Origin of the sequence: Caproicibacter fermentans, from assembly GCF_009746625.1 — a bacterium.
Classification (GTDB): domain Bacteria; phylum Bacillota; class Clostridia; order Oscillospirales; family Acutalibacteraceae; genus Caproicibacter; species Caproicibacter fermentans.
Window position 1 is genome coordinate 25,788 of sequence record NZ_VWXL01000110.1, and the last position, 13,061, is coordinate 38,848.

Consider the following 13,061-nt stretch of genomic DNA (forward strand, 5'->3'; position numbering starts at 1 on the left):
AGGCTTAATCTTGGACCCGTTGGTAACAGTTGGGAGTTATACACTCCGAGGAGGAACCTATGAGAATATCCTGTGTGAAAGTGAACAACTACAGGAATATTGATGGAATTGAAGTTACTTTTAATCCTGAGTGTAACTATATCATCGGGGAAAACAACCTTGGCAAAAGCAACTTCTTATCGCTGTTAGCTACGGTTTGCAACGGTAAGGGCTTTGACGAAAAAGATTTTGCCGACCCAGAAAAGCCAATCGAGGTCGAACTTGACATCAAACTTCTTCCAAATGAGCAAGGCTTTTTTGGCGACAACTTTTCGCCTGAGGATGCTTCTTTGCTGAAAATACGGTATCATCAAACAGTCAGGGACGCATATCCGACCATTGTTAGTGCAGACTCTAACGAGAGTATTCCTCCCCGACAATTGCGTAAACTCAACTTTCTCAAATACGAGACTACCTCTGTCCCAAGCAAAGAGTTGCGTCTAGACACTCAAAAAGGTGCCGGGCTATTGATAAGCACAATAATTGAACGGTTCGATGATGGTGCGGCACATGCTTTTTTGGACACTACACAGGTAGACAGACTAATGGAGTTCATTAACGGATACCTTGAGAAAATCCGAAGTTTTCGAGACTACTCAATAAAAGCGACTGTGTCTCCAGATTCCACTGAAATGCTGACCAGACTTTTTTACTTATCGGACGGAACCAGAAAAATTGAATCCACCGGAAGCGGTGTTCAGTATATTGCAATGGCATCCATGAATATTCTGTGCCAGATAATGGAGTTGTATAAGAGTAAATCTGTTTTGTTTGAAGATCTCTTGTATACCGATTCTGACGGGAAGAAACTGCTACCGCTTATCTTATCGATTGACGAACCAGAAGTTCATCTTCATCCATATCTTCAGCGGTCGCTGATCGGCTACTACAAGCGAATCCTTTGTAACAAAGACGCAGAGTTTGTGGATCTTTTAAAAATGCTGTTTAATGTGGATGGAATTAGTGGTCAATTAATAATCGTTACACATTCAACAGACGCTCTGATTGGGGATTACCGTAACCTTATTCGATTCTATAAAAATCAAGATAAAACAGCAGTTATTAGCGGCTATGCACTCCGCCCAATTGCAGGAACTAACAACGATGGGCGAATTAAAGCTGAAACTGAAAAACATCTCATTATGCACTTCCCTGAGATTAAAGAAGCATTCTATGCTAAGTGTGCGCTCTTGATTGAAGGTGAGACGGAATACGGCTGCATTCACAAATTTGCTGAAAAGTTAGGCATTTCGCTGGATGATTACGGAATCTGTGTCATTAATGCAAGGGGTCAAAACTCAATAAAGCCTCTACGCCAGTTGTTTACATTTTTTGCAATTCCAAGTGTGGCTATTTACGACGGTGATGTTAAGGACGGCCACGCTGCTGCTCCTGATGAGTTTTTTACAACAGAACTGTGCTTTGAGATAGAGATAGTAAAAACACTTTTTGCTGCCGGTAAAACCGAGCTGGTTAGAAAAATCGCGCTTGATATGGATAGCAACGCATGTTCCGTTTCTTTAGACACAGATTTTGTCCGGAATCACTTCAGGAAAATGGGCATTGATATAACAGGTTATACTCCCAAAAAGCTGAGCGATGTAAGCGATGATGATGAAGAGGATTTTTGCCGAATGTTCTCAGCATGGTTTATGGCAAAGAAAGGAGTTCTTCTTGGCAGGATCATCGGCGATGCAACTCCCGCGGAAAACATCCCTGCCTGCTACAGCAACGCGATACAGAAAGCACAGGAGGTAGCTGCAAATGTCTGATGCTAATCTTGTGGAAATCAAAGAAAAAATAACTGCCCAACACGGAGGTGACGAACGGCAACTCGATGTAATCTTCTCGGATAGTCCGCGCCTAATAGTTGAAGCGCCTGCTGGATATGGGAAGACGACTACGATGATAAGTCGGATTGCCTACTTGTTTGCGTCTGGCCAAATTCCAAATCCAAAGCGAATTCTCGGTCTTACTTTTAGTGTCAATGCTGCTCTGAAAGTTAAACGAGAAGTTGCAGGAAAACTGCCCTCATTACTTGGCTTGCAAAATAGTCCCGTGTCAATCGGAGAAAAGGTTACAATCACAAATTATCATGGTTTCTGTAAGGGCATACTGAAAAAATACGGATATCTTATTGCGGATGCTTTACGTAAGGATGTTAATCTTTTTCGAGCAGTCGGCGATAGCGATATTGAAAATCAGACGAACCTTAAAACCACACTTACTCCTGCAGAGCTTCAGAGTCTCAAAGCTGTAGAAACTGACGTGAAAGAGGCTCGTGTTCCTGATGCTCAGACGATCCACGCATATAATGACATTGTTATTAAGAAGCTGCTTCCACTTGACTACATCACGCACAATGCCATCATTTTATTTGTGCTCGAGATTTTTACAAATTACACGGAGGTTAAAAAGTTTTATCAGAGCTACTACCCGCTTATTGTTGTAGATGAATTTCAGGACACAAACTGTATAGCATGGAAACTGCTTGAATCGGTTATTTCTGAACAGACGCAATTACTCTTTCTTGGTGATTCATTGCAGCGGATATATGGGTTCATAGGTGCACTTCCAGACATTATGTCAAAAGTCGTTGACGAATATGGAATGACAAAAGTTGAACTTTCAAAAAACTATCGCTTCCAAAATAATCCTGATATGCTAAAGTTAGATAAAAACATCCGGGCCAATGCAGCATCTTGCTTTACACCAACTATTGCAGCTGATGATGTAGCAAAACTTCCTGCATTTTGGGGTACAACTCAACAAGATGAAGCAGAGCAGGTCGTTGCCAAAGTCCAAGATCTATTGGCAGAAGAGAATGTAAAAATCGCAATTCTATTCCGAAATCGAAGTAAAAATGCAGAAATCGTAGAAGCTGAACTTGCGAGGAATGGCATTCAATACTTCTATGGAATGTTTACTGACGAAGATTCGGATTATGTTGAGTTCCATAACAAATGCCAAGAAATGTTTATCAGGCGATTTGGTAAGTCAAAGGCCATAAATAAAAAGGCTTTGGCGGCGTTCTCCGATAGTGTAAGGACAGCATATGCAGCATCAACAGGTAAGACAGTAGATTCTCTGCTGAAGTTGCTTGATGCCCTTGTGGAGAAAGTTTCCATCGATTATGCAGACCTTGTTCCTGAAGATAAGTATACCCTGTTACTGGACATTTTTGAAAACCGTCAGCTAAAACAAGCAATGGAATATGTCGACTCACGAGTGATTCTCTCCACCGTTCATGGTGCGAAAGGTCTGGAGTGGGATTATGTAATCGTTTGTGATGTTGAGCAATGGGCGTTTACATTTATTTGCAGGGACTGCCCCAGTAAATCGACTCAAGGCAGTGCTCGTTGTCGACTACCGCAAAATATCCCAACCCAGATGGTTGAACCGCTGCTGGATGATCTATGCGTGTTCTATGTAGCACTAACAAGAGCAAAAAAGCAAGTATTCATTTCTGCCAGCGGAGAACGCTATAATGCCCGTGGTCGGCAATTTACTGGAGGAAAGATTTGTTGCTTTGCTTTAGTTAATGGTGTAAGGCTAATTAACGCAGCGCCCAATAAAAGCGGTGATTGAAGTTCTTTCTTACTCTTTGTTTCATTTATAGATGTAGCAAAACGGTTGCGATTCTGCTCTCGCTGCTCCCTCAGTTAATTTGGGCAATCCGAGCGATAGTAGATTCTGTGCGTTCATTATCCGTATAAAATAAGGACACCTCACATTATGCGGAGTGTCCTTACTGAGTCAAATATTCAGTTGTGATCTTGCCTCAAATCCAGCGTCAAGCTCACCAGCTCATGCGAACGCAGAGCGTTCCCCGACTGCTAACGCTAATAACCGTGCTAAGAGCGCAGGTTTTTTGAAGTAATACGGGGTGTCCTTACGAGAAATTCCAGGATACTCGGATTGTTCAATTCCCTTGATTTTACGGTACTTTTTAGCATGACATGACATTGTGATGCACCCTGGGATATTGAATTTTCCAAACTCCTAAGCGGAAGGCCAGGCGTTCAAATCGCCTCGGGGACGCCACAGCGCCGTATTTTTACGGCGCTCATTTTTTGTAATGCGAAAACTCGCGGCTGTGCGGGGAGTATTGGTCCCCTTCCGCACCCAAATGCTTTTGATTTCGTTTTGTCCTGTGTGCGGGAGGGGCAGGGGGAGAGAATCGCCGTTGCAAGTCTAAGAAACCCCTGAGCGGCCTTGAGACGCAGCCGGTAAAACAGGGCTTTGCCCGTATAGAAAGACCCCCCGGCTGTGCCGGGGGGTTACTATTGCTTTTTCTCGCTTTGTGTGCTACACTGGTCTAAAAATTTGCTTGAGGTGTGCAATGGCAAAGGTAAAGCTTACAATTACGGAGTCAAACTGCCGGTGCGGCATTCATCGGGCGGGCGAGACCTTCCTGGTGCAGGACCTTTGCCCGCCGATTTGCCATGAGCTGTGGAATAATATATATCCGTCCGTTTACGCGCTGCTGAACGGGGCGGAGCTGGAAATCGGCGAGAACAGACAGAAATGTTTCGACGCAAAATGTCCGGACGGCGGAAGAGTGTGCGTTCACGGAGAAGTTTGCGCCTGAAACATGAATCCATGGGGATGAAAAAATACAGGCTAAGGAGCTGTTGCAAAATGAATTTGCGATGGCAACTGTACAAACCAATAGCCCTGAAAGCGAGAAAATGCGCCTTGAGACGGCTTTAGAAGCCCAGTCAAAGCGCATTTTTTGTGCATTTTTACGACGAGGCCATTTTGCAAGCCTCTTTCTGTTCGATTATGATTCGGCAAGGGCTTTGTTACGATTTACTCCATTTCCAATTCATGTACTGCCGCACGACATCCGTTACGGCGACCTGCTTTTTAACGGCGACCTCCTCAAATATTCTCCGAACGACGGGAAGACCGCTTCCGAACGGGTCCTGAACTGTCAAAATACGCCTGTCCATTCTTTTCATTTCCTCGACTGTCAAAACTGGAACCTCCCTACTTTAGCAGATGACTCTATTATACCGCGATCATGTGCATTTGTCGCAATATCGCAATGAAATGATTCTCCGGAAAGTATTATGAGAGTTTGGGAAAAGATGCGGTGCCGGTAGTGATATTAACGACGCTTTGTGATATAATGAAAAATCAGATGCAGACATTTAAATTCTTTTCTTTGGGAGATTTTCTATGAGATACGATTCACCGTACGGTCCTTTCGGACCATATGGAGACCCGCGTTATTATATGGCCGTGCAGGAAGAAAAAAAGCAGATCCGCCGCGAGTCCAACCGCCTTGGCTGGACCGCGTTTTCCGGCATCTTTCTGCTGGCTGTAATCCCGCTAATCGGCGTGCTGTATTTTCGCATGCTGCAGCCGTACCAGCCCGGGATACAGGAATTCGGCGGAGTAAACCCGGTGATGTTTTATCTGATCAACGCGCTGGGCTACGTGCTGGGGCTGTCCGCCCCCGTGATGATCTATTTTGCGCTGCGCCGGATTCCTCTTTCAGCGGGAATCCCGTTTGAAAAGGCGGGAGTCCTCAAGACCCTTGCCTGTGTGCTCCTGGGCAGCGCCGGCTGCCTTTTGGCAAATTTTCCCGCCAGCATAATCGTCAATCTGGAACAGGCCTTCGGGTTCAGCGGGAATATTCCGGACATGCCGCTGAACGACAACCCCGCCGTACTGGCCCTGTATGTTCTGAGCGTTGTGGTGATCCCCCCGATTGTGGAGGAAATGATGTTCCGCGGCATGATTCTTCAGGGATTGCGCCGTTTCGGGAACGGGTTCGCGGTTTTTGCTTCCGCGGCGCTGTTCGGCCTGTACCACGGCAACCTGGCACAGTCTGTTTTTGCGTTTCTTTGCGGTCTGGTTCTGGGCTTTGTCGTCATTCGGACCAATTCGCTCCTTCCGTCCATCCTCATTCACGCGCTCAACAATCTGGCGGCGGTCGTCCTTGAATTTGTCGAACGGTACCGGGGAACCGGGGCCGCGGTGACGGTCGGCAATTACAGGGCGGGCGCCCTGCTTGTGCTTGGGCTGCTGTCCCTGATTTATCTGTTAATTCGGGACAGAAACTTTTTCCGCACGGGAGCTTCCGTCTCTCCGCTCCGTTTTTCCCAGAAGATCGGCGCTCTGTTTTCAAATCCGGGCGTGATCATGCTGACGATTTACGCGGCGGCCGCTTCCGTCTATGTGTTAACGGGGACTTGAGCCATGAGGACCGATGAGGATTTTATGCGCGAGGCCATCCGTTTGGCGCGGGAGGCCGGAGCAGAGGGAGAGGTTCCGGTCGGGGCAGTCGTGGCGCGCGGCGGCGAGGTGATCGCCCGCGGCAGGAACCGGAGGGAAAACGGCAAAAACGCCCTTTGCCACGCCGAGATGGAAGCGATCGACGGAGCCTGCCGGGCGCTGGGCGGATGGCGGCTGTGGCAGTGCGAGCTGTTCGTCACGCTGGAACCGTGCCCCATGTGCGCCGGGGCGATCATCAATTCCCGTCTTCGCCGCGTCGTGTTCGGCGCGCGCGACCCCAAGGCGGGTTCCTGCGGGTCTGTGGTCAACCTGTTCGAGCTGCCGTATAACCACAAGCCGGAGCTGACGGAGGGTGTTCTCAGGGAGGAATGCTCCGCTCTTCTTAGTGATTTTTTTCGGCGGCTTAGAAAATAGATCCGGGCAAATTGGATGGGAAAGGAATCTGTTCCATGACTGAGCTGGTTGATTTATTTTTCACCTTTTCCAGAATCGGCGTGCTGACCTTCGGCGGGGGGTACGCCATGCTTCCGATTCTGCAGAGGGAGATTGTTGAAGACAAAAAGTGGGCCGAGGACAGCGAATTGGCGGATTACTTTGCAATCGGGCAGTGTACGCCCGGAATTATCGCGGTTAACACGGCGACGTTTATCGGATGCAAGCGAAAAGGAGTCGCGGGCGGCATTGTCGCGACGCTGGGGCTGGTGTTTCCCGCTCTGATCATCATCACGGTCATTGCGGCGTTCCTTCGCAATTTTGCCGACCTTCAGCCGGTCAAAGACGCTTTTGCGGCCGTGCGCGTCTGCGTCTGCGTTTTGATTCTCAACGCCGTGATCAAACTGGGCAAAAGCTCCGTGAAGGATACGGTCACGCTGATCATCTTTCTCTGCGTTTTTCTGCTCTCCTTTTTCACGAATTACTCCCCGATTCTCTGGGTTGTGCTTGCCGCCGCGGCCGGAATCCTTGTGAAAGGCGGGCGCCGCGCATGATTTATCTGAAACTGTTTTACGAGTTTGCGAAGATCGGTCTTTTCTCCGTCGGCGGCGGTCTCGCGACCCTGCCGTTCTTAACGGATCTTGGGAACAGCACGGGCTGGTTTACTCCGGCGGACCTTGCGAACATGCTCGCGATTTCGGAATCGACGCCCGGGGCGATCGGCGTCAACATGGCGACCTATGTCGGCTTTCACGTGGCTTCTTTGCCCGGCGCGGCGGTTGCGACGCTGGGGCTGGTAACCCCTTCCATCGCGGTGATCCTGGTCATCGCCCATATGCTGAAGCGGTTCCAGCAGAACCGTTATGTGCAGAACGCGTTTTACGCTTTGCGCCCGGCTTCGACCGGGTTGATCGCCGCGGCGGGGATGGGCGTTGTAAGCATCTCGATTCTGACGCTGAGCGATTATTCGCAGACGGGGAATCTGCTGAATCTGGTAAACTGGAAAGCACTTGTGCTCGCGGTCGCTCTGTTTTTCGCCATGAAAAAAATCAAATGGCATCCCGCGGCGTTTATCGCGATTTCCGCCGTGATCGGGATTGTGTTCCATTTCGGAAGCTGAGCCGTCCGAAAGAATAAGAAACGGCCCCGGACAATTTGTCCGGGGCCGTTTCTTATTCTTTTCGCGTAAACTCCTGGTCATCCAGGTAAAGGGTATTCCCGTCGACCCGGAAATCATAGGTTTCTTTCACGGTTTTGATCACGACTTTATACTGAATGGTGATCTGTGAACCCTCTACGCTGTAAGTTCCCTGAAAGGAGCCGAGGTTCAGCGCCTCGATTTTCATCGTCCCGTCGGAATTGAAGCGGTATTCCGTCAGACCGTACGAATCTTTCCAGCGGCCCGTGAGGTTGTCCGGCTCCGAGGGCGGGGCGGGCTTGCATCCGGCCAAGGTTAAAAAAAATACCGTCAGCAAAATCGCTGAAATCACTCGCTTCAAAAGGATCACTCTCCCCGTTATTCAGGAAAATGGTAGCATTCCCTTTTGCGTGGAACCTGTCATTTTCCGTCGTTTCACTTATTTTTCAAAGCGCAGGCCGACCACCCGGCGGGGCAGGCCGGAAAGCAGTGCGATCTGCTCCTGCGTCAGGGGGTTGTAAGTCAGGCTCCATTCTTCAAAATTCGGGTCGATGAGCAGGCAGGCGGCGAAAAAGTCCGCTTCCCTTTCATAGCGGGGCGCGCACAGATTGGTCAGGTCGGCGATGACCTGCGCGTTCAGCCCCGGATGAAGAAGCAGATGCCCCAGCTCGTGGGCGCAGCAGTAGCCGCTTTCCGTTTTGGAGAGAGTCTCTTTTAGTACAATAATCGGTTTTCCGGATTCGGTGCGAAAACAAAAACCACGGACCTGCTCCGGCAGGTCCAGCCTCTGAACCTGGACCCCCATGCGGTCGCACAGGCAAAACGGAGAATTGCTCTGAAAACGCGCGGTAATCCGGTGCGCCAGCTTCTCGATTTCGTTCATCTTTACCTCCCGGAACCCTATTTCTTCGGAGAAGACAGGGCGGCGGCGACCCGGATGGCGTTCGCCAGCTTTTCGCGGTCGCCGGGGCTGATCGGCGCACCGTTGAACATCAGCCCCGGCTGGTGTTCCAGCGTGCGCGCGAAACTGTCGATGACATCCCCAACGTCGCTGGGGCGCTCCGTTTCCAACAGCTCGTCCGTGCTGCATTCCAGTACGGACGCAAGGCGCGCCAGCGCCGTGCTGTCCGGCACGCGCCGCCCCTGTTCATACATGCCGACGGCCGACGGAGAGACACCCAGGCGAGCGGCAAGCTCTTTCTGCGTCATCCCGCGCTCACAGCGCAGCTGTCTGATTTTATCGTTCAGCATTTCAAACACCCTCTGCGGTTTTCTTCATTTTATCACACATATCGTGTTGTTTCAAGAGATCTTTTGCCACCAAAAGGATGAGTCCCAAATTTGACCCTTAACTTTTAAAATAAGAACATGTGTTCTAAAAAGTCTTGAAATGATTCTGGTAAGATGCTATTCTAAAGTAAGCAGCGGGCCGAAACGGTTTTCGTTCGGTGCAGCTCTGTACAAAGCAGCTACACGAAACGTGTAGAGAAAGGAAGTATATGGACTATTGCAAATGGGGGATGGAGTATCTGCGGCAGGCGCAGAAGCTGAAAGAACATTTAAAGCCCTTGCGCAGGCGGCTGAAAAACACCTCCGGGGAGGACTATGTTCTGCTCTGCCGGCGCGTTTCAATGCTCAATGAGATGTACCTGGAGCTTTGGCGCACGGGCAGGGATCTTCTGGAAAGGGGAGACGGAGAATGAAGCGAGGTTCCAATTTAAGCCTTGATTTGTTTGGGGACAGGCTGGATTTGAGCCAAAAGGGCTCTGACGACGGCGGCCGGCACAAGCGGATGCTCCGCACCATGATGCTTGCGGCGCAGGGGGAATTGACCGCCCGGCAGATGGAGTGCGTGCGCCTGTGTTACGAGGAGGGGAAAGGCGTGAGTGAAATTGCGGAAGAATTGGAGCTTTCTCCCTCCACGGTGTCCCGCCACCTGAAGAAGGCGCGCCTTCGCCTGAAAAAAATCCTGCAGTACTGCTATCCTTCGCTGAAAGGAGACCGCCCGTCCGCGCCAAAAGCCCAAAACGGGCGGAAAACGGCGGTCAGTCAGCCTCCGCGCGCGCAAGCCCGGACAGAAGGCGGTCGAAATCTTCGCTGAATTTTTTCAGCCGGATCGGCCTTCCTTCCCGGTTGCAGAAACAGTGTCCGCTTCTGCCGGTCGCGCGGAGACTCCCGGTTGAAAGGTCCGTGATGCGGTAGTCGATGGTCATCCGGACTCCCTGATAGGCGGAGACCCGGACGGAAATGCGAACCGTATCGCCGAATCGCACCGGGCTTTTATACCGGCAGGAGACCTCCGTCACGGGGATCATCAGGCCGTCGTCCTCCAGCTTTTTGTAGCCCCAGCCGATCTGTTCCAGAAAATCGATGCGGGCTTCCTCCATCCACCGGATAGTATTGGAATGGTGGATGATTCCCATTTTGTCCGTTTCGTAATAATTCGCTTTGCGCAGGTAGGTCGCGGGGGCGGGCAGCGAATCTGTTTTCTCAAGGGTCAGCAGGCGCTTTTTGATTTCCAGTCCCGCGGCGTAGCCGACGAGGGAGCCGTCCGCCCCGACCACGCGATGGCACGGAATCAGGATTGCGATCGGATTTTTATTGTTTGCCATACCCACGGCGCGGGATGCTTTCGGGCTCCCGATCTGCTCCGCGATTTGACGGTAACTGCGGGTTTCCCCGTAAGGGATGGTTTGCAGGGCGTCCCAGACGCGTTTTTGAAAGGCGGTTCCCTCCGGCGCGACGGGCAGGTCGAACGCGGTCCTTTTTCCGGAGAGATATTCTCCGATTTCCTCGGCGGCTCGGTCGGTCAGCTCCGAGCGGCGAAGCTCCGCGGGATCCAACGCGCCGAAATGGACCGTGGTAATCGCGTCTCCGTCGGACGCGACGGTGATTTTTCCGATCTGTGTCTCGTAAATACAGCAGGCTTTCCCCGATTCGACCGGCGCGGCCTTCTTTTTTTCACTTTCCGGCATTTTTGTCACCTCTCCCTGAAAAATTTATCTTTTCCCCAGTATAGCAGAAAACAGGACGATTGGAAACCGCCGCGGCGTGCAAAAGCGGGGCCGCTGCGAAAGCAGCGGCCCCGAACCAAATGGGGAGAAACCTTTTAGCTGATTTTATCTTTTGTCAGAACGGAAACGCCGGTATCCACATCTTTGTTTTCAATCGTCTGGCCGGAAAGAATGGACACCGCCGCTTTCATGCCTTCATAACCCATGACTTCCGGATTCTGCGCCATGGTGCAGAGCAGGGAACCATCCTTGATCAGCGAATAAATGGAGTCGGATTTATCAAATCCAACGCCGACCAGGTCGCTTTTGCCGGAGCCTTTGATCGCGTTGCCTACGCCGACGGTGCAGCCTTCGTTGGCGCCGAAGAGCCCGACCGCGCCCTGCGTGATGTAGTTGTCCGCGATGTCCTGCGATTTCGCCGCGTCGCCCTCGCTGTACTGGGTTGCGAGAAGCTCATACCCTTTGCCGTCAAAGGCGGAACGGAATCCTTTTTCACGCGCGACGGTGGAAGCGGTGGCGGAGTTTACGTTCACAACACCGATTTTGCCGCTCGTTTTACCGGCTTTCTGAAGTGCTTCAAGCATTTGCTCGCCGGCCTGTTTGCCTGCCGCCTCATTGTTCGTCGCAAAGGTGGCTTCGCCCTCTGTCTTCGCGGCGGAATCTACGTAGATGATTTTGATTCCCTTGGATTTTGCGTCCTCCAGAGCGGAGGTGATGGCATCCGGGCCGTTGGCCGCAATCAGGATTGCGTCGGCGTTGTCGGCAATCGCGGTGTTGACGCGTTCAATCTGCTGTGCGTCGTCCTTTTTGTCGGGAGCCAGCCACTTGTAGTCGACATTGTTGAGCTCCGCGACTGCTTTTTTGCACCCCTTATCGACCGAAACCCAGTGCTGGTCGATGCTGTCCATGGTGATCAGAATTACTTTGTGGTTTTTTTCACCCGCGGCCTGGCTTGATGCGGCCCCCGCGGAAGAACCCGATTCGCCGCCCGCGGCAGAAGCGGACTGCGACCCCTGGCTGCAGCCGGCTGCAGCGCCGAGAATCATGACTGAGGATAAGAAAGCTGCCAACAGTTTCTTTTTCATACAATAAAACCTCCCTGTTTTTATGATTTAAAGCGGTTGCTTTAAATTATTTGGCCGAACCGACCTGAACGGGTAAAACGCGCTTTGCCTTTTTGCGGGGCTTGTTTTTGCGGATGACCACGTCGAGCAGGACGGAGATTACGACGATTGTGCCGATGACAATGTTGCGGATTGCGACGGGCGCGCCGGCAAACTGGAGTCCGTTCTGAAGCACGCCCCAGATGGAAGCGCCGACCACGGTGCCGACCAGCAGACCCTCGCCGCCGAAGGTGGAAATCCCGCCGATGGCCGCGGCCGCGACTGCGTACATTTCATACATGTTGCCGGCGTCCATGGTTCCCATCCCCGCGATGGCACAGGTGATCAGGCCGACCACGCACGCGCAGAAGGCGCTGACAACGTAAACAATGACGGTTGTATTCACCGAATTGACGCCGGAGAGCTTTGCGGCTTCCATATTGCTGCCGATGGCGTAAATATGACGGCCGGTTCTGGTTTTACCAAGGAGAAAGTCAAAGGCAAGAAACAGAATCACCGCAATCCAGATGGTGTTGTACAGCCCCAGGGTCTTTCCGTAGTAAAACAGGTTCCGGAATCCCTGCGCCGAGTCGCCGATCGCGTCCGTGTTATAATTGTTGTTGACAATCTGGGCGACCCCTCTCGCGATGGTCATGGTGCCCAGCGTTGCAATGAACGGCGGTACCTTGCACTTTGCGACCAGAGTGCCGTTTAAAACCCCGACTCCCAGACAGATCAGGATGGTAATCATCGTCGCGGCAAAGGGAGCAACCCCTTTTGTCATCAGCGTTGCGGAGATCATGCAGCTCATGCCGACCACCGAACCGATGGAAAGGTCGATGTTTCCCGTAATCAGCACATAGGCCTGCCCGATGCCGATAATCAGAATCGGGGCGATCTGCCGGAGCAGGTTGCCGACGTTGCGCTCGGAATAAAAGGAAGAGCTCAGCATGCTGAAGACGATGCAGAGAACGATCAGGCCGGCGGTTACGGTGACGACCTGACCGACCCCCCGAATGGACATAAACCGTTTCCAGGCGTTTTGCCTGTCTTTTGTTTCCATATTCTAATGCCCCCGTATCAATAGTT

General features: G+C 51.3%; 16 protein-coding genes and 1 pseudogene. 9 read left to right on the plus strand and 8 right to left on the minus strand.

The genetic code is table 11. The annotated features are described in order from the left end of the window. Positions 1-59: 59 nt before the first annotated feature. From CAFE_RS19320 to CAFE_RS19330, 3 genes are all read left to right on the plus strand, one after another. Positions 60-1,811, plus strand: a complete 1,752-nt coding sequence (locus tag CAFE_RS19320; protein WP_156991497.1) for an ATP-dependent nuclease — start codon at positions 60-62, stop codon at positions 1,809-1,811. Continuing rightward, positions 1,804-3,627 (plus strand): UvrD-helicase domain-containing protein, encoded by a 1,824-nt coding sequence (locus CAFE_RS19325; protein ID WP_156991498.1) that lies wholly within the window; start codon positions 1,804-1,806, stop codon positions 3,625-3,627. Before CAFE_RS19320 ends, CAFE_RS19325 begins: the two co-directional genes overlap by 8 nt. A gap of 754 nt (positions 3,628-4,381) precedes the next feature. Continuing rightward, entirely contained in the window at positions 4,382-4,630 is a 249-nt protein-coding gene (locus CAFE_RS19330; RefSeq protein WP_066647207.1) for a TIGR04076 family protein, read from the plus strand. A gap of 214 nt (positions 4,631-4,844) precedes the next feature. Here CAFE_RS19330 and CAFE_RS19335 read toward each other — a convergent pair whose 3' ends face one another. Then, positions 4,845-5,018, minus strand: coding sequence for a hypothetical protein (locus CAFE_RS19335; RefSeq protein WP_156991499.1), 174 nt, complete (start codon positions 5,016-5,018; stop codon positions 4,845-4,847). A 205-nt stretch (positions 5,019-5,223) separates the two neighbouring features. Here CAFE_RS19335 and CAFE_RS19340 point away from each other — a divergent pair, with 205 nt between their 5' ends. From CAFE_RS19340 to CAFE_RS19355, 4 genes are read left to right on the plus strand one after another with little or no spacing between them, the layout of a single operon-like run. Then, positions 5,224-6,246 carry a CPBP family intramembrane glutamic endopeptidase gene (locus CAFE_RS19340; protein WP_083210157.1) on the plus strand — a complete coding sequence of 341 codons (1,023 nt, stop codon included), beginning with the start codon at positions 5,224-5,226 and terminating at the stop codon, positions 6,244-6,246. 3 nt (positions 6,247-6,249) lie between these two features. Beyond that, entirely contained in the window at positions 6,250-6,699 is a 450-nt protein-coding gene (tadA, locus tag CAFE_RS19345; RefSeq protein ID WP_066647201.1) for a tRNA adenosine(34) deaminase TadA, read from the plus strand. A gap of 35 nt (positions 6,700-6,734) precedes the next feature. Next, complete coding sequence (locus tag CAFE_RS19350) at positions 6,735-7,271, plus strand: chromate transporter (RefSeq protein ID WP_066647199.1); 537 nt, start codon at positions 6,735-6,737, stop codon at positions 7,269-7,271. Next, positions 7,268-7,837: a chromate transporter gene (locus CAFE_RS19355; protein ID WP_156991500.1), complete on the plus strand. Its 570-nt coding sequence runs from the start codon at positions 7,268-7,270 to the stop codon at positions 7,835-7,837. The genes CAFE_RS19350 and CAFE_RS19355 overlap by 4 nt, the downstream gene beginning before the upstream one ends. A gap of 52 nt (positions 7,838-7,889) precedes the next feature. Here the strand turns inward: CAFE_RS19355 and CAFE_RS19360 are convergent, their stop codons facing one another. The 3 genes from CAFE_RS19360 to CAFE_RS19370 form a co-directional block, all read right to left on the minus strand. After that, positions 7,890-8,207 (minus strand): DUF5640 domain-containing protein, encoded by a 318-nt coding sequence (locus CAFE_RS19360; RefSeq protein WP_330594128.1) that lies wholly within the window; start codon positions 8,205-8,207, stop codon positions 7,890-7,892. Positions 8,208-8,294: 87 nt separating this feature from the next. Then, a complete protein-coding gene (locus tag CAFE_RS19365) occupies positions 8,295-8,738 on the minus strand; it encodes an ImmA/IrrE family metallo-endopeptidase (protein ID WP_066647194.1) in 444 nt (147 codons plus the stop codon). A 17-nt stretch (positions 8,739-8,755) separates the two neighbouring features. Next, positions 8,756-9,106, minus strand: a complete 351-nt coding sequence (locus CAFE_RS19370) for a helix-turn-helix domain-containing protein (protein ID WP_156991502.1) — start codon at positions 9,104-9,106, stop codon at positions 8,756-8,758. 248 nt (positions 9,107-9,354) lie between these two features. Between CAFE_RS19370 and CAFE_RS19375 the strand changes: the two genes are divergently transcribed. Continuing rightward, positions 9,355-9,558 (plus strand): hypothetical protein, encoded by a 204-nt coding sequence (locus tag CAFE_RS19375; RefSeq protein WP_066647190.1) that lies wholly within the window; start codon positions 9,355-9,357, stop codon positions 9,556-9,558. Continuing rightward, positions 9,555-9,956: a sigma-70 family RNA polymerase sigma factor gene (locus tag CAFE_RS19380; RefSeq protein ID WP_066647189.1), complete on the plus strand. Its 402-nt coding sequence runs from the start codon at positions 9,555-9,557 to the stop codon at positions 9,954-9,956. Before CAFE_RS19375 ends, CAFE_RS19380 begins: the two co-directional genes overlap by 4 nt. Here the strand turns inward: CAFE_RS19380 and CAFE_RS20755 are convergent. The 4 genes and pseudogenes from CAFE_RS20755 to CAFE_RS19400 all read right to left on the minus strand — a co-directional run bounded on the left by CAFE_RS20755 (position 9,901) and on the right by CAFE_RS19400 (position 13,035). After that, on the minus strand, positions 9,901-10,359 hold the full coding sequence (locus CAFE_RS20755; RefSeq protein ID WP_267901572.1) for an acyl-CoA thioesterase: 459 nt from the start codon (positions 10,357-10,359) through the stop codon (positions 9,901-9,903). The two genes, CAFE_RS19380 and CAFE_RS20755, sit on opposite strands and share 56 nt — an antisense overlap. Then, positions 10,333-10,830 (minus strand): annotated as a pseudogene (locus CAFE_RS20760) (methylated-DNA--[protein]-cysteine S-methyltransferase); the annotation flags it as partial. The pseudogene CAFE_RS20760 and the gene CAFE_RS20755, both read right to left, overlap by 27 nt. A gap of 134 nt (positions 10,831-10,964) precedes the next feature. Further along, positions 10,965-11,954, minus strand: coding sequence for a substrate-binding domain-containing protein (locus CAFE_RS19395; RefSeq protein ID WP_156991503.1), 990 nt, complete (start codon positions 11,952-11,954; stop codon positions 10,965-10,967). 46 nt (positions 11,955-12,000) lie between these two features. Continuing rightward, the gene (locus tag CAFE_RS19400; protein WP_156991504.1) at positions 12,001-13,035 is read right to left on the minus strand and encodes an ABC transporter permease; all 1,035 of its coding nucleotides are present in this window, start codon (positions 13,033-13,035) and stop codon (positions 12,001-12,003) included. Positions 13,036-13,061 lie beyond the last annotated feature (26 nt).